General features: G+C 68.0%; 24 protein-coding genes and 1 riboswitch. Of the genes, 15 read left to right on the forward strand and 9 right to left on the reverse strand.

The window, feature by feature from the left end; all coding sequences use genetic code 11:
• Positions 1–26: 26 nt before the first annotated feature.
• Positions 27–989, forward strand: coding sequence for a heme o synthase (locus tag AA983_RS13380; RefSeq protein ID WP_255352633.1), 963 nt, complete (start codon positions 27–29; stop codon positions 987–989).
• 84 nt (positions 990–1073) lie between these two features.
• On the opposite strand, the gene AA983_RS13385 is transcribed toward AA983_RS13380, so the two are convergent.
• Positions 1074–2018 (reverse strand): heme A synthase, encoded by a 945-nt coding sequence (locus AA983_RS13385; RefSeq protein ID WP_197079023.1) that lies wholly within the window; start codon positions 2016–2018, stop codon positions 1074–1076.
• A 60-nt stretch (positions 2019–2078) separates the two neighbouring features.
• Between AA983_RS13385 and AA983_RS15700 the strand changes: the two genes are divergently transcribed.
• Both AA983_RS15700 and AA983_RS13390 read left to right on the forward strand, forming a co-directional pair.
• Positions 2079–2399, forward strand: a complete 321-nt coding sequence (locus tag AA983_RS15700; protein ID WP_197079024.1) for a hypothetical protein — start codon at positions 2079–2081, stop codon at positions 2397–2399.
• 11 nt (positions 2400–2410) lie between these two features.
• Positions 2411–3226: an FAD-dependent monooxygenase gene (locus AA983_RS13390; RefSeq protein WP_052947146.1), complete on the forward strand. Its 816-nt coding sequence runs from the start codon at positions 2411–2413 to the stop codon at positions 3224–3226.
• Between the two features lie 99 nt (positions 3227–3325).
• On the opposite strand, the gene AA983_RS13395 is transcribed toward AA983_RS13390, so the two are convergent.
• Both AA983_RS13395 and AA983_RS13400 read right to left on the reverse strand, forming a co-directional pair.
• A complete protein-coding gene (locus tag AA983_RS13395; RefSeq protein WP_231579614.1) occupies positions 3326–4096 on the reverse strand; it encodes an ABC transporter permease in 771 nt (256 codons plus the stop codon).
• Positions 4093–4845, reverse strand: coding sequence for an ABC transporter ATP-binding protein (locus AA983_RS13400; RefSeq protein WP_047312890.1), 753 nt, complete (start codon positions 4843–4845; stop codon positions 4093–4095). Before AA983_RS13400 ends, AA983_RS13395 begins: the two co-directional genes overlap by 4 nt.
• Positions 4846–5006: 161 nt before the next feature.
• Between AA983_RS13400 and AA983_RS13405 the strand changes: the two genes are divergently transcribed.
• The 8 genes from AA983_RS13405 to AA983_RS13440 are packed head-to-tail and all read left to right on the forward strand — an operon-like array spanning position 5007 to position 11694.
• Complete coding sequence (locus AA983_RS13405) at positions 5007–5750, forward strand: metalloregulator ArsR/SmtB family transcription factor (protein ID WP_052947148.1); 744 nt, start codon at positions 5007–5009, stop codon at positions 5748–5750.
• A complete protein-coding gene (gene sufB, locus AA983_RS13410) occupies positions 5747–7165 on the forward strand; it encodes a Fe-S cluster assembly protein SufB (RefSeq protein ID WP_047312785.1) in 1419 nt (472 codons plus the stop codon). Before AA983_RS13405 ends, sufB begins: the two co-directional genes overlap by 4 nt.
• Positions 7165–8385, forward strand: a complete 1221-nt coding sequence (gene sufD / locus AA983_RS13415; protein WP_047312786.1) for a Fe-S cluster assembly protein SufD — start codon at positions 7165–7167, stop codon at positions 8383–8385. The genes sufB and sufD overlap by 1 nt, the downstream gene beginning before the upstream one ends.
• Positions 8382–8711 (forward strand): non-heme iron oxygenase ferredoxin subunit, encoded by a 330-nt coding sequence (locus AA983_RS13420; RefSeq protein WP_047312787.1) that lies wholly within the window; start codon positions 8382–8384, stop codon positions 8709–8711. The genes sufD and AA983_RS13420 overlap by 4 nt, the downstream gene beginning before the upstream one ends.
• A 38-nt stretch (positions 8712–8749) precedes the next feature.
• Positions 8750–9520, forward strand: a complete 771-nt coding sequence (gene sufC, locus AA983_RS13425) for a Fe-S cluster assembly ATPase SufC (RefSeq protein WP_047312788.1) — start codon at positions 8750–8752, stop codon at positions 9518–9520.
• Positions 9521–9522: 2 nt separating this feature from the next.
• Positions 9523–10818, forward strand: a complete 1296-nt coding sequence (locus AA983_RS13430) for a cysteine desulfurase (protein WP_047312789.1) — start codon at positions 9523–9525, stop codon at positions 10816–10818.
• A gap of 1 nt (position 10819) precedes the next feature.
• On the forward strand, positions 10820–11302 hold the full coding sequence (sufU, locus tag AA983_RS13435) for a Fe-S cluster assembly sulfur transfer protein SufU (RefSeq protein ID WP_047312790.1): 483 nt from the start codon (positions 10820–10822) through the stop codon (positions 11300–11302).
• Positions 11299–11694 (forward strand): metal-sulfur cluster assembly factor, encoded by a 396-nt coding sequence (locus AA983_RS13440; RefSeq protein ID WP_225910765.1) that lies wholly within the window; start codon positions 11299–11301, stop codon positions 11692–11694. The genes sufU and AA983_RS13440 overlap by 4 nt, the downstream gene beginning before the upstream one ends.
• A gap of 183 nt (positions 11695–11877) precedes the next feature.
• Here the strand turns inward: AA983_RS13440 and AA983_RS13445 are convergent, their stop codons facing one another.
• Together AA983_RS13445 and AA983_RS13450 are read right to left on the reverse strand one after the other, a co-directional pair.
• Entirely contained in the window at positions 11878–12351 is a 474-nt protein-coding gene (locus tag AA983_RS13445; RefSeq protein ID WP_052947149.1) for a C40 family peptidase, read from the reverse strand.
• A 4-nt stretch (positions 12352–12355) separates the two neighbouring features.
• Positions 12356–12543: riboswitch (cyclic di-AMP (ydaO/yuaA leader) on the reverse strand.
• Between the two features lie 113 nt (positions 12544–12656).
• Positions 12657–13625 (reverse strand): neutral zinc metallopeptidase, encoded by a 969-nt coding sequence (locus AA983_RS13450; protein WP_047312791.1) that lies wholly within the window; start codon positions 13623–13625, stop codon positions 12657–12659.
• A 164-nt stretch (positions 13626–13789) separates the two neighbouring features.
• Between AA983_RS13450 and AA983_RS13455 the strand changes: the two genes are divergently transcribed.
• Together AA983_RS13455 and AA983_RS13460 are read left to right on the forward strand one after the other, a co-directional pair.
• Positions 13790–15388 carry an ABC-F family ATP-binding cassette domain-containing protein gene (locus AA983_RS13455; protein ID WP_047312792.1) on the forward strand — a complete coding sequence of 533 codons (1599 nt, stop codon included), beginning with the start codon at positions 13790–13792 and terminating at the stop codon, positions 15386–15388.
• A gap of 51 nt (positions 15389–15439) precedes the next feature.
• Positions 15440–17296 (forward strand): ABC transporter ATP-binding protein, encoded by a 1857-nt coding sequence (locus AA983_RS13460; protein WP_047312894.1) that lies wholly within the window; start codon positions 15440–15442, stop codon positions 17294–17296.
• A 149-nt stretch (positions 17297–17445) separates the two neighbouring features.
• Here AA983_RS13460 and AA983_RS13465 read toward each other — a convergent pair whose 3' ends face one another.
• The 4 genes from AA983_RS13465 to AA983_RS13480 all read right to left on the reverse strand — a co-directional run bounded on the left by AA983_RS13465 (position 17446) and on the right by AA983_RS13480 (position 19703).
• The gene (locus AA983_RS13465) at positions 17446–18216 is read right to left on the reverse strand and encodes an SDR family oxidoreductase (protein ID WP_047312793.1); all 771 of its coding nucleotides are present in this window, start codon (positions 18214–18216) and stop codon (positions 17446–17448) included.
• A 12-nt stretch (positions 18217–18228) separates the two neighbouring features.
• Positions 18229–19077 carry an SURF1 family protein gene (locus AA983_RS13470; RefSeq protein WP_047312794.1) on the reverse strand — a complete coding sequence of 283 codons (849 nt, stop codon included), beginning with the start codon at positions 19075–19077 and terminating at the stop codon, positions 18229–18231.
• Between the two features lie 73 nt (positions 19078–19150).
• Positions 19151–19390 carry a hypothetical protein gene (locus tag AA983_RS13475; protein ID WP_047312795.1) on the reverse strand — a complete coding sequence of 80 codons (240 nt, stop codon included), beginning with the start codon at positions 19388–19390 and terminating at the stop codon, positions 19151–19153.
• Positions 19362–19703: a DUF3099 domain-containing protein gene (locus AA983_RS13480; protein WP_052947150.1), complete on the reverse strand. Its 342-nt coding sequence runs from the start codon at positions 19701–19703 to the stop codon at positions 19362–19364. Before AA983_RS13480 ends, AA983_RS13475 begins: the two co-directional genes overlap by 29 nt.
• Positions 19704–19838: 135 nt before the next feature.
• Here AA983_RS13480 and fabG point away from each other — a divergent pair, with 135 nt between their 5' ends.
• Positions 19839–20549: a 3-oxoacyl-ACP reductase FabG gene (gene fabG, locus AA983_RS13485; protein ID WP_047312796.1), complete on the forward strand. Its 711-nt coding sequence runs from the start codon at positions 19839–19841 to the stop codon at positions 20547–20549.
• A gap of 56 nt (positions 20550–20605) precedes the next feature.
• Entirely contained in the window at positions 20606–21367 is a 762-nt protein-coding gene (gene fabI / locus AA983_RS13490; protein WP_047312797.1) for an enoyl-ACP reductase FabI, read from the forward strand.
• The last annotated feature ends 2 nt before the right edge of the window (positions 21368–21369 follow it).

The following is a 21369-nucleotide window of genomic DNA, read 5'->3' on the forward strand; positions in this document are numbered from 1 at the left end:
CCCCGAGAGCATTCGTGAAGGACGTCGTGACAGCGCTCGAACCAGACACCGACACCTCGCGCCCTGATGGCGCCGCGGGTGGAAAGCGTCCCCTCAAGACGGTCATCGGTGACTACGTCTCGCTCACCAAGCCGCGCATCATCGAGCTTTTGCTCATCACGACCTTCCCGGTCATGTTTCTCGCGGAGCGCGGCATTCCGAACGCGTGGCTCATCATCGCCACCTTGATCGGTGGCACGCTTTCGGCGTCGTCGGCGAACGTGCTCAACTGCTACCTCGACCGTGACATCGACAAGCTCATGCACCGCACCGAGGGTCGCCCCCTCGTGACGGGTGCCATCTCGCCGCGCAACGCCTTGATCTTCGGCATCGTGCTCGGTGTGGCCGCAACGCTGTGGCTCGGTCTGCTCGTCAATTGGCTCAGCTCGCTGCTGTCTCTCGCGGCGATCGCCCTGTACGTGGGCTTCTACACGGTCCTGCTCAAGCGCCGCACGTCGCAGAACATCGTCTGGGGCGGTGTCGCCGGCTGCATGCCCGTCTTCATCGGGTGGGCCGCCGTGACGGACTCGCTGTCCTGGGCCGCCGTCGTCCTGTTCCTCGTCGTCTTCTTCTGGACGCCGCCGCACTACTGGCCGCTGTCGATGCGCTTCAAGGACGACTACGCCAACGCCGGCGTGCCGATGCTGCCGGTCGTCGCCGAGGACCTCGCCGTCGGCAAGCAGATCGTCGCCTACTCGTGGGTGACCGTCCTGACGTCGTTCGCCCTCATCCCCATCGCACCGATGGGTTGGATCTACACGGCCATCGCCGTCATCTCGGGTGGCGTCTTCCTCTTCGAGGCTCACATGCTGCTCAAGCGTGCCAAGGAGGGTGCGCCGTACTCGGTGCTCAAGCCAATGCGCCTGTTCCACTACTCGATCAGCTACCTCACGCTGCTGTTCATCGGTGTGGCCCTCGACCCGCTGTGGTACTTCGCGGTGACCGGCTGAGTCGCTGTCCGCTTCGGCGGACAACGACGAAACGCCCGCCCTGCTTCGTGCAGGGCGGGCGTTCGCGTTTGTGTGTGCCAAGCGTCAGATGCGCTCGCGCAGAGAGCACATCGCCCACGTCATGTAGGTGACGAGCAGTGCCGCGCCGAACATGTGGACGAGCACGATGACCCAGGGCAGCCCGGTGAAGTACTGGACGTATCCGATGGCGCCCTGCGCGAGCGTGACGACGAGGAGGCCCGTCCACATCTTCACGGACTGCTGCGATGCCTTCGTCACCTTCTGCGCGAGGAGAACGGCGATGACGAGGCCGACGAAGAGCATGACGGCGTCCGCGTGCAGCCAGGAGACCGAACGCGGGTCGAATCCAGTGCGGGCCGGCGCGACGGCGTCACCCGAGTGCGGGCCCGAACCCGTGACGATCGTGCCCAGCACGAGAACGACGAAGGCCACGGCCGTCGTCAACCACGCGGTGACCTCGATGGGCCGCACGACGAGGAGGCGACGCTCGCCGTCGCCCTCGCGGCCGCGCCAGATGAGCCAGGCCGAAGCGGAGACGAGCAGCATCGAGATGAGGAAGTGCAGCGCCACGATGAAGGGGTTGAGCTCCATGTGCACCGTGATGCCACCGACGATCGCTTGCAGGGCGATGCCACCGAGCACACCCGCTACAGGGACGCGCAGCCCCTTGCGCTGAGGCGCCCACTTGATGATGCCGATGAGGAGAGCGAGTGCGACCACCGAGACGAGACCGGTCAGCGTGCGGTTCCCGAACTCGATGTACTTGTGGTAGCTCTGCTCCTGGTGCTCGACGGGCGTGAACGAGCCGGGCACGCACTGCGGCCAGGTGGGGCAGCCCAACCCGGAGCCTGTGAGGCGGACGAGACCACCCGTGATGACGATGCCGATCTCGACCGCGAGGTTGAGCCAGAACAGACGGCGCAGCCACGGGTGAACCGGTGCCTTGTCGGCTCGGACACCCTCGCGAGGCTCGGCCGGAGGTGGGACGAAAGCGGGGGAGGTGGTCACCTCTCCAGGGTAGTCGGACGCCGTCACGCCCCCGCCACCGGTCGGACGCGAGTGCGTCACATGCGCACCGGGTATGTGAACGAACGTTCAACGGTTGCCGCGAATAGCGACGCTATGGAGCTCCGGGCGTCTTCCGTACCTTCCGAACGTGTCCGACGGAAAGGATCGAGGTGTCCACTTCACCCGAAACCACCTCCGACGTCGTCGGCGCGCTACCTCACCCGCGAGGGAGCGCTGCTCGCCGAGCGCACCTTATCGCCGGAAGAGCAGCAGATCGCTGTGCACCGCGGCGAACTGCAGAACATGCTGCTCGACACCGTTCTGGAGCGCCTCGGATCCGACGCGGTGCGCACCGGTCAGCGCGTCGATGGTTCGAGCTGAGCGACGGTGTCGTGAACGTCACAGTGACCGACCGCGACTCGGAACAGGCGGAGAAGGTCACAGCGCGCGTCCTCCTCGCCGCCGACGGTGTCCACACATCAGTGCGTCAGCAACTGCACCCCGACCCGTCCTTCCACTGGGAGGGCACGCGCATGTTCCGCGGCACCGCAGTGCGGGAGCCATTCCTCGACGGCGCGACCATGACGCTCATCGACGGCGAGGAGGAGAAGCGTTTCCTCGCCTACCCGATCTCCCGCGACGTGGAGAACGAGGGTGAGGAACTCATCAACTGGGTGGCCATGGTGCCCGAGGCTGACTCCCGGACGATCTCGGGCGACGACACGAAGAACGAGCCGACCGACCCGAAGGACGTCGTCCCGACGTTCCGGGGCTGGGGATTCGACTGGCTCGACATCGAAGGTCTCGTCGCCGAGTCGACCGACGTGTTGCGCTACCCGATGACGGATCGTGAGCCGCTGCATTCGTGGGGCGAAGGCGGCGTGACGTTCATGGGCGACGCCGGCCACCCGATGCACCGCATCGGTGCGAACGGGGGCTCACAGGCCATTCTCGACGGCCAGGCGATCGCCGAGCACCTCACCGGCGTCGACCTCAGGGACGGTGCGGCCGTGGACACCGCGCTGCGGGCCTACGAGGACGAGCGACGCCCCGTCACCAACGACGTGGTGATGGCCAACCGCAAGCTCAACAAGACCGAGCGCAGCATCGCGAACAAGACGCAGGACGAGCTCAAGGAGTTCGCCGAGTCGGGGGAGTTCGAAGAGATGCAGACGAAGTACGCGAAGGGCGAGTTGGACGAGCTCTGAGGCTCGGGGGGCCGACCCACACGCGTCGGGCGCCTCACCCTTGTGGTGGGGGGCCAGACCCGTGTCCAGGCCCGAGAGGGCTCACCCTCACGGTGAGGTTCAGTCGCTCCAGCGGAAGGCCTTCGCGGCCACGAACGTCAGGAGGGCGCCCCAGACCACGAGGACGAGCATCGGCACCACGGTGTTTCCCTGGCCGGTCAACGCGCCGCGCAGACCGTCACCCAGCGCGCCCGTCGGGAGGTATTTCACGACAGCTGCCCAGGCGTCGGGGTAGCGCGAGGTGGGCATGAGCAGGCCGCCGCCGACGGCGAACAGCACCCACAGAAGGTTGGCGACGACGAGAACGCCCTCGGCGCGGATCCGACCGGCCACCGTGAGGGCGAGGGCCACGAACACCCAGCACCCGAGAGCCAACAAGAGGACGGCCGGAAGAACACCGTCGATGCGCGGCTGCCAGCCCAGGGCGAAGCCGAGGCCACCGAGCACGATGGTCTGCACGAGAACCACGCCGGCCACAGCGGCAGCCTTGGCGAGCATGAGACCGCGGCTGCCCAAGGGCGTCACCCCCAGCAGACGTAGCACCCCGTAACGACGATCGAAGCCCGTCGCGATCGCCTGACCGGTGAATGCCGTCGAGACCACCGCGAGGGCCAGCACGCCCGGAACGGCGAGGTCGATGCGTCGTCCCGGCCCGAGGTCCGGCGTGGAGCTGAAGTGCAGCCCGAGCAACGCCAACGCCGGAAGCAGGACGGAGACCATGAGCTGCTCGCCGTGGGAGAGCAGCGTGCGCCCTTCGAAGAGGGCCTGTGCGCGAACCCGAGCCGGGGCGGGTGCGGCCGGATTCGCGTTTCGTTCCACGGCAGTGTTCACGGCGTTCCCTTCCCGGTGAGGTCGAAGTAGACGTCCTCGAGCGAACGGCCGTCCGTGACGTCCGCGAGGGAACCCTGCGCGACGCACCGGCCCTCGTTCATGACGACGACGTGGTCGGCGAGGCGCTCCGCCTCCTCGAACGAGTGGGTCGTGACGACAACACTCGCGCCGCGCTCCCGCTCGGCTTCGACGAGATCCCAGACGTCGCGGCGAGCGTGCGGATCGAGGCCGGCACTCGGTTCGTCGAGGAAGAGCACCTCGGGTCGTCCGATCATGGCGGCCGCGAGAGCCACGCGCTGGCGCTGACCGCCCGAGAGGCGCCGCACGGAGGTGCGGTTGAACGTGGGGATGTCGAGCGCACCGGCGAGTTCGTCAATGTCACGGGGCTCGGCGTAGAACGACGCGAGATGGCGAAGGAGCGCGAGGGGCTTCGTCCCCATTGGCAGGCCGCCGTCCTGCAGCATGACGCCCACACGCGCACGGTGGGCGGCGTCCGCGTTCCACGGCTCGGCTCCCAACACGCGGATGGAGCCGGAGTCCGGTCGGCGAAGTCCCTCGGCCATCTCGACGACGCTCGTCTTGCCCGCGCCGTTGCGCCCGAGAAGCGCCGTGATGGCTGCGGCCGGCGCGTGCCACGACAGGTCGCGCAATGCCTCCACACCGCCGTAAGCGTGCGACACACCGTCGACGACAACGGCGTGTTCGGCCGGTTCGGGTCGTTTCACTGCGGGCGACGGGGGATGAGGCACCGAAACAGCGTACTCGGGGGCCACACGGCGTCTCCCGGCGGTCGAAGTGAGGTGAACCTCAGTTTCGCCAGGGAATCGAATTACGCAACATGGGTGTTGTTAATTTCGATGGAGATTCGACGTGGCCACGTCGACGAAGCGATCGAAGGAGGTGCGAGGCGATGACGCCGGAGCCTGTGAACCCAGGAGCCGCTGCGAGTCCTGCTGCACCCCAGAGTGTGCCGACGCGCGAACGCGTCCGGCTCGCCGTTTCCGAACACGGCCCTGTCACCGCCGCCGAACTCGGCGAGCGCATGGGCCTCACTCCGGCCGCCATGCGCCGTCACCTCGACGCGCTCGTCGCGGACGGTCTCATCGCCGAGCGGGAGGCCCCGTCGTCGGGAGCCAAGCGCCGCGGCCGGCCGGCACGCGCCTACGTCCTCACCGACGCCGGCCACGCCGCCATGACGGCCGGGTACGACACGCTCGCCAACCAGGTTCTCGGGCACCTCGTGCGCGTCGGGGGAGACGAGGCCGTCGAGGCTGTCGCTCGTGAGCGCGCCCGTGAGATCGCCCACTCGGTCAAGCCCCTCGTGGACGCCGCCGGTGACGACCCGAACGCCCGCGCCCGCGCCCTGGCAGGCGCGTTGAGCAGCCAGGGCTTCGCAGCGTCCACACGCCCGGTGGCGCAGGGCACGCCGCTCGCGGGCGTCCAGTTGTGCCAGGGTCACTGCCCGGTACAGCATGTGGCGGCCAACCACCCCCAGTTCTGCGAAGCGGAAGCCGAGGTGTTCTCCGAGGTTCTCGGCGTCCACGTCCAGCGGCTCGCGTCGCTCGCGCACGGCGACCACGTGTGCACCACGTTCATCCCCACCATCACCACCGACCGAAACAATGCCGCCCCACACGAGGAGGAGCAGCGATGAGCACGATCGAGGAGCTCAACCCAGGTCTCGCCGACCTCGGCCGCTACGAGTACGGATGGGCGGACTCCGACACCGCCGGCGCATCCGCCAAGCGCGGCCTGTCGCCGGATGTCGTCACCGACATCTCGGACCGCAAGAACGAGCCGGAGTGGATGAAGAAGCTTCGACTGAAGTCGCTCAACCTCTTCGAGAAGAAGCCCATGCCGAACTGGGGCAGCGACCTCACGGGCATCGACTTCCAGAACATCAAGTACTTCGTGAAGTCCACGGAGAAGCAGGCCACCACGTGGGACGAGCTTCCCGAGGACATCAAGGCCACCTACGACAAGCTCGGCATCCCGGAGGCCGAGAAGCAGCGCCTCATCGCTGGTGTCGCCGCGCAGTACGAGTCGGAGGTCGTCTACCACCAGATCCGCGAGGACCTGGAGGAGAAGGGTGTCATCTTCGTCGACACCGACTCCGGTCTGCGTGAGCACGAGGACCTGTTCAAGGAGTACTTCGGCTCCGTCATCCCCGCCGGTGACAACAAGTTCGCCGCGCTCAACACGGCCGTGTGGTCGGGTGGCTCCTTCATCTACGTGCCGCCGGGCGTCCACGTCGACATCCCGCTCCAGGCCTACTTCCGTATCAACACGGAGAACATGGGCCAGTTCGAGCGCACGCTGATCATCGCCGACGAGGGCAGCTACGTTCACTACGTCGAGGGCTGCACCGCCCCCATCTACAAGACCGACTCCCTGCACTCGGCCGTCGTCGAGATCGTCGTCAAGAAGAACGCCCGCGTTCGCTACACGACGATCCAGAACTGGTCGAACAACGTCTACAACCTCGTGACGAAGCGCGCCACCTGCGAAGAGGGCGCCACGATGGAGTGGATCGACGGCAACATCGGCTCCAAGGTGACGATGAAGTACCCGGCCGTCTTCCTCATGGGCGAGCACGCCAAGGGCGAGACGCTGTCGATCGCGTTCGCGGGCGAGGGCCAGCACCAGGACGCCGGCGCCAAGATGGTCCACGCCGCGCCGAACACGAGCTCGACCATCGTGTCGAAGTCCGTGGCCCGTGGCGGCGGCCGTACCTCCTACCGCGGTCTCGTGCAGGTGCTCGAGGGCGCCGAGCACTCGAAGAGCTCTGTCGTCTGTGACGCCCTGCTCGTCGACCAGATCTCGCGTTCGGACACCTACCCCTACGTCGACGTCCGCGAGGACGACGTGCAGATGGGTCACGAGGCCACCGTCTCCAAGGTCTCCGAGGACCAACTGTTCTACCTGCGCAGCCGCGGCCTGAGCGAAGAGGAGGCCATGGCGATGATCGTGCGTGGCTTCGTCGAGCCCATCGCGCGTGAGCTGCCGATGGAGTACGCACTCGAACTCAACCGCCTCATCGAACTCCAGATGGAAGGAGCCGTCGGCTGATGACCGCCGTCACGCCAGAAATGGGCAAGGCAGACAAGGCCACTCTCTCGGGTGACCACAGCCACGGGGCCACGATCCCGGACCAGTCGCGCGCCGAGCGCCGCAAGTCCTTCGACCTGGGTGCCTTCGGTGTCCCGAGCGGCCGCGAGGAGGAGTGGCGTTTCACGCCCGTCGACCGCCTCTCGCCGCTGTTCGCCGAGAAGCAGACCGACCCCGAGGCCGTCACGGTCACCGTGACGGGCGAGGGCTTCGAGTCCGGCACGCTCGCCGAGGGTGAGGCTCCGCGCGGCACCGTGCTCGTGCCGAGCGACCGTGGTTCGGTTCTCGCGTCGTCCCTGACGCCGAACGCCGACCACGTCGTCATCCCGGCCGAGGCCGAGCTCGCCACACCGGTGCGCATCGCGGTCGACGGCAAGGGTGGCGACAAGCGGGCCAACGCTCACCTCGTCATCGAGGCCAAGCAGCACAGCAAGGCGCTCGTCATCCTCGAGCACACCGGCTCGGCCCAGGTCACGGCCAACGTCGAGATCGTCACCGGCGACGGCGCCGACCTCACGGTCGTCACCGTGCAGCGCTGGGAGGACGACGCTCTCCACCTCGCCGAGCACGACGCACTCGTCGGCCGTGACGCGCGCTACCGCCACATCGCGGTGACGCTCGGCGGCGACATCGTGCGCATGAACTCGAACGTCCGCTACGCCGGGCCCGGGGGAGAGGCGACGCTCCTCGGCGTGTACTTCGCCGACTCCGGTCAGCACCTCGAGCACCGCTCGTTCATCGACCACAACGCGCCGAACTGCACCTCCCTCGTCACCTACAAGGGTGCCCTGCAGGGTGAGACGGCCCGCACCGTCTGGGTGGGCGACGTGCTCATCCGCGCCGAGGCCGAGGGCATCGAGACCTACGAGCTCAACCGCAACCTCGTGCTCACCGACGGGGCCCGTGCCGACTCCGTGCCGAACCTCGAGATCGAGACCGGCGAGATCGAGGGTGCGGGTCACGCCTCCTCGACCGGCCGCTTCGACGACGAGCAGCTGTTCTACCTACAGGCTCGTGGCATCCCCGAGGACGAGGCACGTCGTCTCGTCGTGCGCGGCTTCTTCGCCGACATCGTGAACAAGATCGGTGTCGCCGAGGTCGTCGAGCCCCTCATGGAGGCCATCGACGAGGAACTCGCCGCCACGGCCGAGCTCGTGGAGAGCGCAGGAGCCGAGGCATGAGCGACGCGAACGTCGAGTGGGTCAAGCTGGCGCAGCTGAGCGACATCGGTACGCCGGGTGCGATCAAGGTCGACATCGACGACCTGCAGATCTGCATCGCGCGCGACTCCGCCGGTGACGTTCACGCGCTCGACGACACGTGCTCGCACGCCGCAGTCTCCCTCTCCGAGGGCGAGGTGGAGGACGACGGCATCGAGTGCTGGCTGCACGGCTCGAAGTTCGCCTACGCCACCGGCGAGCCGATGAGCCTGCCGGCCACGCAGCCGGTCAACGTATATCCGACCAAGCTCGAGGGCGACGACATCCTCGTCGGCATCCCCGCCTGAGCACCCCCGAAACTTTCCTGACAGAAGGACGAACAAGCATGTCAACGCTGGAAATCCGCGATCTTCACGTGACCGTCGAGACGGAGAACGGCACGAAGGAGATCCTCAAGGGCGTCAACCTGACGATCAACTCGGGCGAGACGCACGCCATCATGGGCCCCAACGGCTCCGGCAAGTCGACGCTGGCCTACTCCATCGCCGGCCACCCCAAGTACACGGTCACGTCGGGCACCGTCACGCTGGACGGTGAGGACGTCCTCGCGATGGAGGTCGACGAGCGCGCCCGTGCGGGCCTCTTCCTCGCCATGCAGTACCCCGTCGAGGTTCCGGGCGTCACCGTCTCGAACTTCCTGCGCACGGCCAAGACGGCCATCGACGGCGAAGCACCGAAGGTGCGTACGTGGGTCAAGGACGTCAAGGGCGCCATGGGCAACCTCAAGATGGACCCGGCCTTCGCCGAGCGCAACGTCAACGAGGGCTTCTCCGGCGGCGAGAAGAAGCGCCACGAGATCCTGCAGATGGAGCTTCTCAAGCCGAAGATGGCGATCCTCGACGAGACCGACTCCGGCCTCGACGTCGACGCGCTGCGCATCGTCTCCGAGGGCGTCAACCGCGCCAAGGACGAGACGAACTGCGGCGTCCTGCTCATCACGCACTACACGCGCATCCTGCGCTACATCAAGCCCGACCACGTCCACGTGTTCGTCAACGGCAAGGTGGCCGAGGAGGGTGGCCCCGAGCTGGCCGACCGCCTCGAGGCCGAGGGCTACGACCGCTACGTCAACGCCGCTGCGGAGGCGAAGGCCTGATCATGGCTCACGCATCGTTCGACGCGGCGCGCGTGCGCGAGGACTTCCCGCTGCTCGCGCGCCGCGTCCGCGACGACAAGCCGCTGGTCTACCTCGACTCCGGTGCGACGTCGCAGAGCCCCGAGTCGGTCATCACCGCCGAGGGCGACTTCTACCGCACCGTGAACGCTGCGGTGCACCGAGGAGCCCACCAGCTCTCCGAGGAAGCCACCGACGCCTACGAAGGCGCGCGCGAGACCATCGCCCGTTTCATCGGTGGGCGAGCCGACGACATCGTGTTCACCAAGAACGCCACCGAGGCTCTCAACCTCGTCGCGTACGCCTTCAGCAACGCCGGCGCGCCCGGCGCGATGGACGGCGTCGATGAGGCGATCGCCTCGAAGTTCGCGCTGGGCCCCGGTGACGAGATCGTCGTCACGGCGATGGAGCACCACGCGAACCTCGTGCCGTGGCAGGAACTCGCACGTCGTACCGGCGCCACGTTCCGTTGGATCGAGATCACCGACGACGGTTTCGTCGACCTCGATTCGGCGCGTGAGGTCATCACCGAGCGGGCCAAGGTCGTCGCCTTCACCCACGTCTCCAACGTGCTGGGCACGATCAACCCCGTCAATGACCTCGCAACGATCGCTCGCGAGGCCGGGGCACTCGTCGTTCTCGACGCGTGCCAGTCGGTGCCGCACATGCCCGTCGACGTGGCACAGCTCGATGTCGACTTCCTCGCCTTCTCCGGCCACAAGATGCTCGGTCCCACCGGCATCGGTGTGCTGTGGGGCAAACACGAACTCCTCGAGGCGATGCCTCCGTTCCTCACCGGCGGATCGATGATCGAGATCGTGAAGCTCGAAGGCACGACGTTCGCGCCCCCGCCCCAGCGCTTCGAGGCGGGCACGCCGAACGCCGCCCAGGCCGTCGGTCTCGCCGCCGCGTGCGACTACCTCGAGGCGCTCGGCATGGACAACGTGCTGCGTCACGAGCAGGATCTGATCCAACTCACGCTCGACGGCCTCGCCGAGCGTCCCTGGGTCAGCGTGCTCGGCCCCCAGGACGCAGGTGCCCGGCTCGGTGCGGTCGCGTTCGTCGTCGACGGGGTGCACCCGCACGACGTCGGGCAGATTCTCGACGACGCCGGTGTTGCCATTCGTACCGGTCACCACTGCGCGTGGCCGTTGCACCGACGTCTTCGCGCCGTGGCGAGCAGCCGTGTCAGTTTCAACGTCTACTCCACGGCCGACGACGTCGAGGCGTTCCTCACGGCGCTCGACCGGGTGCCGAACATCTTCGGTCTGGAGGTCTGAGATGGATCTGTACCAGGAGCTCATTCTCGAGCACTCCAAGCGCCCGCAGCACGCGGGCCTGCGCGAGCCGTTCGGCGCCGAGAGCCACCACGTCAACACCTCCTGCGGTGACGAGATCACCCTGCGTGTCGACGTCGAAGGCGAGGGCGACGACGCCGTCATCAAGGACGTCAGCTACGACTCGATCGGTTGCTCGATCTCCGTGGCGTCGGCGTCAATGCTTGCCGAGAACCTCATCGGGCTCACGCTGCGTGAAGCCCAGGAGGTCTTCGGTGCCACCCGCACGATGCTCACGAGCAAGGGCCAGGCTGCCGGTGACGAGGAAGTCATCGGCGACGCCATCGCCCTCGCCGGAGTCTCGAAGTACCCCGCGCGCGTCAAGTGCGCCCTGCTGTCGTGGTCCGCACTGCAGGACTCGCTCGGCAAACTCGGTCTCGACCTGACCGGGGGCGCCGCATCCACCACGGAGGAGACCAAGGCATGACCGACAACGAGATCACGGCCGACGTGACCGCCAACGAGGCCGAGGCGCCCGAGCGCGCCCAGGCGCAGGGAGTCAGCGACTCCGGCGTCGAGGTCGAGGAGGTCAAGGAGGCCCTGCGTGACGTCGTCGACCCCGAGCTCGGCATCAACGTCGTCGACCTGGGCCTCGTCTACGGCATCACCGTCGACGAGAGCAAGCACGCCGTCATCGACATGACGCTGACGTCTGCGGCCTGCCCGCTCACGGACGTCATCGAGGAGCAGGTCGCCACGTCCCTGCTCGATGTCGTCACGGGCCACACCCTCAACTGGGTGTGGATGCCGCCGTGGGGCCCGGACAAGATCACCGACGACGGTCGCGAGCAGCTTCGCGCGCTCGGCTTCAACGTCTGACGCGTACGTCATCCGGCGCAGCTCGGCCGGCCGCGCCCGACGCACCAAGAGGGCCCTCGCCTTACGGCGAGGGCCCTCTTGCGTTGCCACGATGCGGCGATTGGGGATAGGGGAGGAGCGCGAAACGGCCCTCGTCCGTAGGGACGAGGGCCGTTTCGCGAACTTCGCGAGATCCGCGCGGGATCAGACGCGACCGAAGCGGTAGCTGGCACCGGCGCGCGAGAGCGACACGCGCGTACCCGGACGCATAGCGTGCCACACCATGCCGTTACCGGCGTAGATACCCGTGTGGTAGGCGTAACCACCAGAGGTGAGGAACGCCAGGTCGCCCGGACGGGCGTACGCGCGGGAAACGCGGTAGGAGGAGCGGTACTGCTGGTTGGCCGTACGCGGCAGGTAGCGGCCGACCTGGCGGTAGGACCAGCTCGTCAGACCCGAGCAGTCGAAGCGCCACGGGCCGGAAGCGCCGTACACGTAGGGCGCACCACGACGGCTCGAAGCCTTGGCCACGGCGCGGCGCGCGGACGCGGCCGTGACGGCGCTGGCGTTCGAGGCGCTGGCAACCGAGACGGCGCCGAGAGCGGAGGAGGCCAGAGCCGTGCCGACGGCAACCTTGGAGGTGTTGGCCATGAAGGAGCGGCGGGACATGTTCTTCATGTCGATTCATTTCCAGGAGCGCTTACGAGGCATGACCTGTCGGGTTCGAGATCCTAGATTCTCGGCCCACCGAAGTGAGCTTTACCCCAAGAACCACCGAAGTGGCCCGGATGCTGGGTGCACCGTTCCCGTCGCTCCGCATCATGCGAAGTGATACCTGGCCTTCGTGACGGGACTCAGCGACGAAGCAGGGCCGCACCGTTTCGGTGCGACCCTGCAAGGTTACAGACTGATCACGAGCGATACAAATCGAGCGTGCACCAAGTTGTCAGGTAACCCACATGTTCGTGAATCCGCCGCGATTCTCAGCCCAGATCCTGGGCGTTGAAGGTGTCACAGGAGTTCAACTGGCCGCTCTGGAAACCGGTCAGGAACCACTTCTGGCGCTGCTCGGACGAGCCATGCGTCCACGACTCCGGAGTCACCCGACCCTGGGCCTTCTGCTGGATGCGGTCGTCGCCCACAGCCGAGGCGGCCGACAGCGCCGACTTGATGTCGGCCTCGGTGACCGGCTGGAGCAGCGTGGTGCCGTTCTTGTCCTTGGCCTCCGTGGCGTGGTTGACCCAGATGCCCGCGTAGCAGTCGGCCTGCAGCTCGGTGCGCACCGATCCCGACTCCGGCCCCTGCGGGTCCTGCTGGGCGCGACCGAGCGCCCCGAGGAGGTCCTGGATGTGGTGGCCGTACTCGTGTGCGACGACGTACATCTGGGCGAGGTTGCCGCCGTCGGCGCCGTAGGTGCTCGTCAGCTCCTGGAAGAAGCTCGTGTCGATGTAGACCTTCCGGTCGTTCGGGCAGTAGAACGGCCCCATCTGCGAGCTCGCGGTGCCGCAACCGGAGGACGTCTGGCCGCTGTAGAGCTTGGTGGGCGCGTACTCGTACTCGGTGCGACCGCCGGTGAAGTCCGGGAGCGCCTGGTCCCAGTAGGCCTGAACGGCATTGACCGTTCCGATCACGCGGCAGGTGTCGTCCTCGTTGGCGTCAGCACCCGTCTTGCAGGCCTGGATCTGCTGGGAGACCCGGTCGTTCGAGCCGGAGACGTCCTGCGTGTCCTGGCTGTACTGGTTGAGGCCGCTCGCGCCGCCGGGGTAGCTGCTCCCGCCACCGCTGCCGGTGATGTCGATGCCGAAGAACGCGAAGATGAGCATGAGGATGAGACCGCCGATACCGCCGACGGCCGTACCTCCGCCCATCCCGCCGCGGCCACCGCCGAAGCCTCCGGAACCACCGGATTCGACCTGCGACGTGTCCAGCTGCGCGTTGTCGTTGAACGTCAAGAGAACCTCCGTTGTGAAGGCGGACGGCGTCGTCCACCCCGATTCATCTCTCGTAGACTACTGGGGCTTCACGCGTCTCGCCGTATGTAACGCGAGCCGAGCGCTCCCGTCCGGCGTGTCGGAGCCGTACACCCCTTCACCGTTCTTTCGAGGAGCCCTGCCCTGTGATCACCGCCGAAGGCATCGAACTGCGCGCCGGCTCGCGCATCCTGCTCGAGAGCGCCACGTTCCGGGTGGCCGCCGGTGACCGTGTCGGACTCGTCGGGCGCAACGGTGCCGGTAAGACCACCCTGACGAAGGTGCTCGCCGGTGAGGGTCTGCCCGCTGCCGGCAAGGTGGTCAGCTCCGGGGCAGTGGGATACCTGCCGCAGGATCCCCGCACCGGTGACCTCGATGTCCTCGCGCGCGACCGTATCCTGTCGGCGCGCGGCCTCGACGCCATCGTCGCCGATCTGCGCAAGGCCGAGGCGTCGATGGCCAGCGACGATGACAACGTGCGCGAGCGCGCGATGCGTCGCTACAGCCGTCTCGATGCCGAGTTCGACGCCCAGGGCGGGTACGCCGCCGAGTCCGAGGCGTCGTCGATCGCCTCCAGTCTCGGGCTCGAGCAGCGCATCCTCGAGCAACCGCTGCGCACCCTGTCCGGTGGTCAGCGCCGACGCATCGAGTTGGCACGCATCCTCTTCTCGGGTGCTCAGACCCTGCTTCTCGACGAGCCGACCAACCACCTCGACGCCGACTCGATCATCTGGTTGCGCGACTACCTCAAGACCTACCGCGGCGGGCTCATCGTCATCAGCCACGACGTGGAACTGCTCGACGCCGTCGTGACGAAGGTCTTCCACCTCGACGCCAACCGCAGCGAGATCGACCAGTACAACGTCGGTTGGAAGGCCTATCTGCAGGCGCGCGAACTCGACGAGAAGCGCCGCAAGCGCGAGCGGTTGAACGCCGAGAAGAAGGCCGGGGTGCTGCTCGCCCAGGCCGACAAGATGCGTGCCAAGGCGACGAAGGCCGTCGCGGCCCAGAACATGGCCCGCCGCGCCGAGAAGATGCTCGCCGGCATCGAGGGCGAGCGCGTACAGGACAAGGTCGCCAAGCTGCGCTTCCCGAAGCCTGCGCCCTGTGGCAAGACACCGCTCATGGCCGAGGGGCTCTCGCGCTCGTACGGCTCGCTCGAGATCTTCACCGACGTCGATCTCGCCATCGATCGTGGCTCGAAGGTCGTCGTCCTCGGCCTCAACGGCGCGGGCAAGACGACGCTGCTGCGGATGCTCGCGGGCGTCGACGCCCCGGACACCGGGCGCATCCTGCCGGGCCACGGCCTCAAGATCGGCTACTACGCTCAGGAGCACGAGAACCTCGACGTCGACCGCAGCGTGCTGGACAACATGAAGTCCGCGGCGCCCGAGCTGGGCGAGACCGAGGTGCGCAAGGTGCTCGGTTCGTTCCTGTTCTCCGGTGACGACGTCGACAAGCCGGCCGGGGTGCTCTCCGGCGGGGAGAAGACCCGCCTTTCCCTGGCACTGCTCGTCGTCTCGAGCGCCAACGTGCTGCTGCTCGACGAACCGACGAACAACCTCGACCCGGCCAGCCGTGAGGAGATCCTCGGCGCACTCAACAACTACGAGGGTGCCGTCGTGCTCGTCAGCCACGACGACGGCGCCGTGGAGGCCCTCAACCCCGAACGCATCCTGCTCCTGCCGGACGGTGTCGAGGACCTGTGGGGTCCGGACTACGCCGACCTCGTCTCCCTCGCCTGATCGACGTGAGACCGTTCGCATGCTGAGGTCAGGAGCCGCGCCGTGTCGATGATGGGCCCGGGCTGGCAGATGATGCGCTCGATGTCGAAGGACGCCACGGTCAAGGACCAGCGCCTGGCTCCGGGCACGGTGCGTCGCGTCGGCGGATACGCCACGCGATACACCTCGACCATCGCGGTCTTCCTCGTTCTCGTCGTCGTCGACGCGGTGATGATCGTCGCGACGCCACTGCTGCTCAAGCACATCGTCGACGACGGTGTCGTGCCGCGCGATCGGCAGGTCGTCGTCACCCTCTCGCTCGCCGTGGCGGCCGTCGCAGTCCTCGGCGCGGGAGTGACCGTCGTGCAGCGATGGTTGTCCGCGCGCCTGGGCGAAGGACTCATCTTCGACCTGCGCGCCGACGTCTTCCGGCACGTGCTCGCCCAGCCCATCGCCTTCTTCACGCGCGCCCAGACGGGTGCGCTCGTCACGCGCATCAACAGTGACGTCGTGGGCGCTCAGCAGGCGTTCACGACGACGCTGTCGACGGTCGTGAGCAACGTCGTCAGCCTCGCCGTGCTCCTCGTCGCCATGACGTCCCTGTCGTGGCAGCTCACGGTGGCGGCGCTCGTGCTCGTGCCGCTGTTCCTCCTCCCGACGCGCCTGTTGGGCCGTCGTCTCGCCGGTCTGACCCGCGAACAGATGACTCTCAACGCCGAACTGGGCGCACGGATGACGGAGCGCTTCAACGTCGCCGGCGCCCTGCTCGTCAAGCTCTTCGGCCGGCGCAGCGACGAATCGGCGCAGTACGACGCCCGCGCCGCCCGCGTGCGCGACATCGGCGTGTCCATCGCGACGCAGCGCAGCATGTTCCTCGTCGCCCTCACGCTCATGGCGTCGCTCGCCACCGCACTCGTCTACGGCGTCGGCGGTCTGCTCGCTGTGGACGGCACCATGACGGTCGGCACGCTGCTCGCCATGGCCGCCCTGCTCGGACGGCTGTACGGCCCGCTCACCGCTCTGTCGAACGTGCGCGTCGACGTCATGGCGGCCATGGTCTCCTTCGAGCGGATCTTCGAGGTGCTCGACCTGCCTCCGCTCGTCCGTGAGGCGGATGACGCGGTCGCCCTCGGGCCGGGCCCGCTCGGCGTCCGCTTCGACGGTGTCTCGTTCGGTTACCCCAGCGCCGATGACGTGTCGCTCGCATCGCTCGAGACGACCTCGAGCGGTGATCGCGACGCCGGTGAGCTCGTGCTGCGCGACATCGACCTCGACGTCGCACCGGGCAGCGTCGTGGCGCTCGTGGGTCGCAGCGGTGCCGGAAAGACGACGCTCACCTCGCTCGTACCCCGGCTGTACGACCCGACGAAGGGGCGCGTCCTGGTCGGGGACCTCGACCTCACCGGGGTGAGCCTCGAGTCGGTCGCCCAGCGCATCGGCGTCGTGACTCAGGAAGCGCACATGTTCCACGACACCGTGCGGGCCAACCTCCTGTACGCACGCCCCGACGCCACCGACCGCGATCTCGAGCAAGCCCTTCGCGCGGCGCACGTCTGGGCCCTCGTCGAACGTCTGCCGCACGGTCTCGACACCGTCGTCGGCGATCGCGGACACCGGCTGTCCGGGGGAGAGAAGCAGCGGTTCGCCATCGCCCGGCTGCTGCTCAAGGCCCCCGACGTGGTCGTGCTCGACGAGGCGACGGCCCACCTCGACAGCGAGTCCGAGCGCGCGGTGCAGGCGGCGCTGGCGAACGCGCTCGTGGGGCGCACGGCGCTCGTCATCGCCCACCGCCTCTCCACCATTCGCCGCGCCGACAGCATCGTCGTGCTCGACGGCGGGCGCATCGTGCAGCAGGGAACGCACGCCGAACTGCTCGCCGCGGGCGGCCTGTACGCCGACCTGCACGCCACGCAGTTCAGCGACGACTGAACGCCGGTCGCCGACGCCCGGGCATCTTGCCGCGTACGCCTTCACCCGGTGGTGACGGGGCCGTCATGACCACCGCCCATGAGCAACGAGGGTTCGCGGCTCGCCAACGACCCGCCATGGGGGCGCCGGCCCCAGGCGGGGAAGCGCCGTCAGAGGGTGCGCAGAGATCCGCCGTCCACCGGTAGGGCGATGCCGGACAGGTACGACGCCGCCGGGCTGGTGACGAAGGCGGCGACGCGGCCGAACTCCTCCGGCGTGCCGTAGCGACCCAGCGGAATCGCGCCCTCGTTCTTCGCACGCGTGGCCTCGGCGTCACCGCTGCCTGCGTCGAGCGAACGGACACGGTCGGTGTCGATACGCCCCGGGAGCAGGACGTTGACGCGGCCACCGCGCGGGCCGTACTCGTCAGCCAGCGTCTTCGCCGCCATGGCGAGGCCGGGACGCAGACCGTTGGAGATGGCGAGCCCCGGAATCGGCGACTTCACCGAGGACGACAGCACCATCGTCACGGCCATCTGAGCCTCCGGCTCGAAGGGTTCGTCGAGCACCGCGCGTGCCATGCGCAGACCGCCGAGGAACACGCTGTCGAAGGCTGCGCGCCACTGCTCCTCGGTCGTGTCACCGAGCTTGCCCGCGGGCGGGCCACCCACGGAGACGACGGCGCCGTCGAGGCGGCCGAAGCTCTCCTTGGCCACGGCGATGAGGCGAGCGGGGGTCTGCCGGTCGGCGAGGTCAGCCGCGACCGCGCGCACGTTCGCGCCCGTCGGGAGCTGCTCGGCCGCCGCGGCGATCCGCTCCTGGTCGCGTGAGGCGATGACGAGGTCAGCGCCGTCCGCCGCGAGCACCTTCGCCGTCGCGAGGCCCAGGCCGCCGGAGGCGCCGGTGACGATGTACGTCCGTCCGTTCAGTCCACAGTCCATGGCTTCATCCTGTCACTCGTCCTCTTCGTCCCAGATCCGCTGCTTGCGCTTCTTCTCGCGCCTCGGACGCGCGGCAGTCGCGCCGTCGTGTGCCTGCACCTCGCCGGCGGACGCGGGATCGGCCGTCTCGAGGCCGTCGAGGTACTCACGCCGGGCGCGCATCAGGACGAAGGCGTATCCGGCGACGATGCCGAGCCACCACTGGATGGCGTAGCTCAGATTGATGCCGGCCGCCATGCCCTGCGACGGCCGCTCCAGGGCCTGCGGTCGCGGGGGAGTCGTCCCGTCGGGCATCGACTCGGTGCGCATGCGGACGTAGCCGTCGACGAGTTGCTCACCCGTGGCCTTCTCGGCGTCGGCCGTCGAGATCGAGGAGAGCTGGCCTTCGACCGGCGGACGGCCGAGGCTCTTCTCGCTCGGCCGCACCCAACCGGTCACCGTCACCTGGCCACGCGGCGACGCGGGAACAGAACTCGGCTTCGCCGCGCTCGAGCCGTTGGTCACCCACCCGCGGTCGACGAGCACCTTGATGCCGTCGACGGCGAAGACGTCCACGGTCTCGTAGCCGAAATCGCCGCCGGGGCCCGGCCGGTTGCGCACCATGCGGACATCACCGAGATAGGTGCCGGTTCCGCGAACCTGCTTCCACTCGTCATCCTTGGCGGGGGCCCGGCCGTCCTCGAGAACGTCACCGAACGGGACGGGTCGGGCGTCGTAGTTCGTGTCGATCCGCTCCTGGATCGTCGACTTCTCCTGCCAGCGATTCCACTGCCAGCGCCCTGCGACGAGGCAGATCGTGGCCCACAGCGTCGCGACGAGCAACCACGTGAGCCAGCGTTTGGTGGAGAGCAGTCGAAACACCCCACCAGCCTAGTAGGGCTGTTCGCCGCCCTGACGCCGGGCACCAGGGACGAGCAGGTTCTCGTGAGGCGCCTCAGCCGTCGTTCGGATCCAGGGCGTCGGGCCGGACGCTGTCCCGGTAGAAGCCGCGCAGAGACAGGAACTCGCGCAGCGTCACCTCGTGCTCGTCGCACGCGAGCCAGACCTTGCGTCGTTGCGCGTCGTGCAGCTTCGGGTTGTTCCACCGCAGAGCCCACGTCGCGTGGCGTCGGCACCCCTTCGCGCTGCAGATCAGCTCGGCGGGGTCATCGCGAAGAGCGGTCCGCAGATCCATGGATCTCCTTGTGAGGCACCGGAGGGGGAGTGACGGCACCCATGCGGTCGATGCGCCGCTTGCCCGTCGCGTTGGCGTACACGACGGCCGCGTACGGCAGTACGGCAGCGAGAGCGAAGCACACGACACTGAGCGGGCGGCTGACCTGCCAGGTGGCCACGGCCGCGATGAAGCAGACCGTCCGGATGGCCATCGAAATGAGGTAGCCACGCATTCGGCGGTTCTGGTCGTCCTCGGCCGACTCGGGCAGGCTCGTCGCCGAGAGGCGGGGCTGTTCGCCCTTGCCCGTCCGCGAGGAAGCTGCTCGTGCCATGGCTCCAGCCTACGACTCACCACGATTCGTCCCAATTGGAGTACCCGGGGGTAGTGGATACGTTGCTGAACAAGGTTGATTTCCGGCGCGCCCGCGCCCGACCACACGACATGCTGCGAACGAAGGACAGGGTGGATGACGAGCCGCAACGTACTGGTGACCGGAGGCAACCGAGGTATCGGTCTGGCCATCGCCGAGAGGTTCCGTGACCAGGGGGACGCCGTCGTCATCCTTTCGCGCGCCGGTGAGGACGTCGCGGGCATGCCCGCGGTTGCGGGCGACGTCAGCGACTCCGACTCGGTGAAGAAGGCGTTCAAGGAGGCCGAGGAGAAGCTCGGCGGCCCCATGGACGTCGTCGTCGCGAACGCCGGTATCACCGACGACGGTTTGCTCATGCGCATGAGCGACGAGTCGTTCGACCGTGTCATCGACACCAACCTCGCCGGCGCGTTCCGCTGCGCCCGCGCCGCGACGACCGGCATGATCCGCCGCAAGGGCGGGCGCCTCATCTTCGTCTCGAGCGTCGTCGGACTCTACGGGTCTCCGGGCCAGGCCAACTATGCGGCGAGCAAGGCCGGTCTCGTCGGTCTCGCCCGCTCCGTTGCTCGCGAACTCGGGGGCCGTGGCATCACGGCCAACGTCGTCGCGCCCGGCTTCATCGAGACCGAAATGACGTCCTCGCTGCCGGAGGACCGGCAGAAGGCCTACAAGGACGCCATCCCCGCCGGGCGCTTCGCCCGCCCCGATGAGGTGGCAGCCGCCGTCACGTTCCTCGCCTCGCCGGAGGCCGCCTACATCAACGGTGCTGTCGTACCCGTCGACGGCGGCCTCGGCATGGGCCACTGACCACTGACCCAGCCCGCATCCTCCACTCCGCTCCGCCCCGCACGAAAGGCACCACCATGGGTCTGCTCGAAGGTAAGAAGCTCCTCGTCACCGGCGTCCTCATGGACTCCTCGATCGCCTTTCACGTGGCGCGCCTGGCCCAGGAGGAGGGCGCCGAGGTCGTTCTCACGAGCTTCGGCCGCACGATGAAGATCACGCAGACGATCAGCCGTCGGCTGCCCGAGCCCGTCGAGGTGGTCGAACTGGACGTGACGAACACCGAGCACCTCGAGACCCTCGCCGAGCGCCTCAAGCCGATCATCGGTTCGCTCGACGGCGTCGTGCACTCGATCGGCTTCGCACCGCAGGGCGCGTTCACCTTCATGGACGCCACGTGGGAGGACGTCTCGACGGCACTGCACGCCTCGGCGTATTCCCTCAAAGCCCTCGCGAAGGCTGCCGAGCCCCTCATGAAGGACGGCGGCGCCGTTGTCGGGCTGACGTTCGACGCGAAGTTCGCCTGGCCCGTCTACGACTGGATGGGCGTGGCCAAGGCTGCGTTCGAATCGACGAACCGTTACCTCGCACGTGACCTCGGCCCGCAGGGGATCCGCTGCAACCTCGTCGCCGCCGGCCCGATCCGCACCACGGCGGCCAAGTCGATCCCGGGCTTCGAGCAGTTCGAGGAGACCTGGAACAACCGTGCTCCGCTGGGTTGGGACGTCTCCGACGCGGTGCCCGCCGCGCGCGCCTGCGCGGCACTGCTGTCCGACTGGTTCCCGGCGACGACGGGCGAGATCGTCCACGTCGACGGCGGCGTCCACGCGATGGGTCAGTAGGC

The organism is Dermacoccus sp. PE3, from assembly GCF_001021715.1.
In the GTDB taxonomy this organism is placed as follows: Bacteria; Actinomycetota; Actinomycetes; order Actinomycetales; family Dermatophilaceae; genus Dermacoccus; species Dermacoccus abyssi.

Bases quoted from the DNA above. Each gene is read 5' to 3' on its own strand.
- AA983_RS13440 (WP_225910765.1), top strand. From the start codon at position 11,299: ATGACCGACAACGAGATCACGGCCGACGTGACCGCCAACGAGGCCGAG.
- AA983_RS15700 (WP_197079024.1), top strand. From the start codon at position 2,079: ATGCGCACCGGGTATGTGAACGAACGTTCAACGGTTGCCGCGAATAGC.
- AA983_RS13405 (WP_052947148.1), top strand. From the start codon at position 5,007: ATGACGCCGGAGCCTGTGAACCCAGGAGCCGCTGCGAGTCCTGCTGCA.
- AA983_RS13480 (WP_052947150.1), bottom strand. From the start codon at position 19,703: ATGGCACGAGCAGCTTCCTCGCGGACGGGCAAGGGCGAACAGCCCCGC.
- sufC (WP_047312788.1), top strand. From the start codon at position 8,750: ATGTCAACGCTGGAAATCCGCGATCTTCACGTGACCGTCGAGACGGAG.
- sufB (WP_047312785.1), top strand. From the start codon at position 5,747: ATGAGCACGATCGAGGAGCTCAACCCAGGTCTCGCCGACCTCGGCCGC.
- sufD (WP_047312786.1), top strand. From the start codon at position 7,165: ATGACCGCCGTCACGCCAGAAATGGGCAAGGCAGACAAGGCCACTCTC.
- AA983_RS13420 (WP_047312787.1), top strand. From the start codon at position 8,382: ATGAGCGACGCGAACGTCGAGTGGGTCAAGCTGGCGCAGCTGAGCGAC.
- AA983_RS13460 (WP_047312894.1), top strand. From the start codon at position 15,440: ATGGGCCCGGGCTGGCAGATGATGCGCTCGATGTCGAAGGACGCCACG.
- AA983_RS13445 (WP_052947149.1), bottom strand. From the start codon at position 12,351: ATGAAGAACATGTCCCGCCGCTCCTTCATGGCCAACACCTCCAAGGTT.
- AA983_RS13430 (WP_047312789.1), top strand. From the start codon at position 9,523: ATGGCTCACGCATCGTTCGACGCGGCGCGCGTGCGCGAGGACTTCCCG.
- AA983_RS13475 (WP_047312795.1), bottom strand. From the start codon at position 19,390: ATGGATCTGCGGACCGCTCTTCGCGATGACCCCGCCGAGCTGATCTGC.
- sufU (WP_047312790.1), top strand. From the start codon at position 10,820: ATGGATCTGTACCAGGAGCTCATTCTCGAGCACTCCAAGCGCCCGCAG.
- fabI (WP_047312797.1), top strand. From the start codon at position 20,606: ATGGGTCTGCTCGAAGGTAAGAAGCTCCTCGTCACCGGCGTCCTCATG.
- AA983_RS13465 (WP_047312793.1), bottom strand. From the start codon at position 18,216: ATGGACTGTGGACTGAACGGACGGACGTACATCGTCACCGGCGCCTCC.
- fabG (WP_047312796.1), top strand. From the start codon at position 19,839: ATGACGAGCCGCAACGTACTGGTGACCGGAGGCAACCGAGGTATCGGT.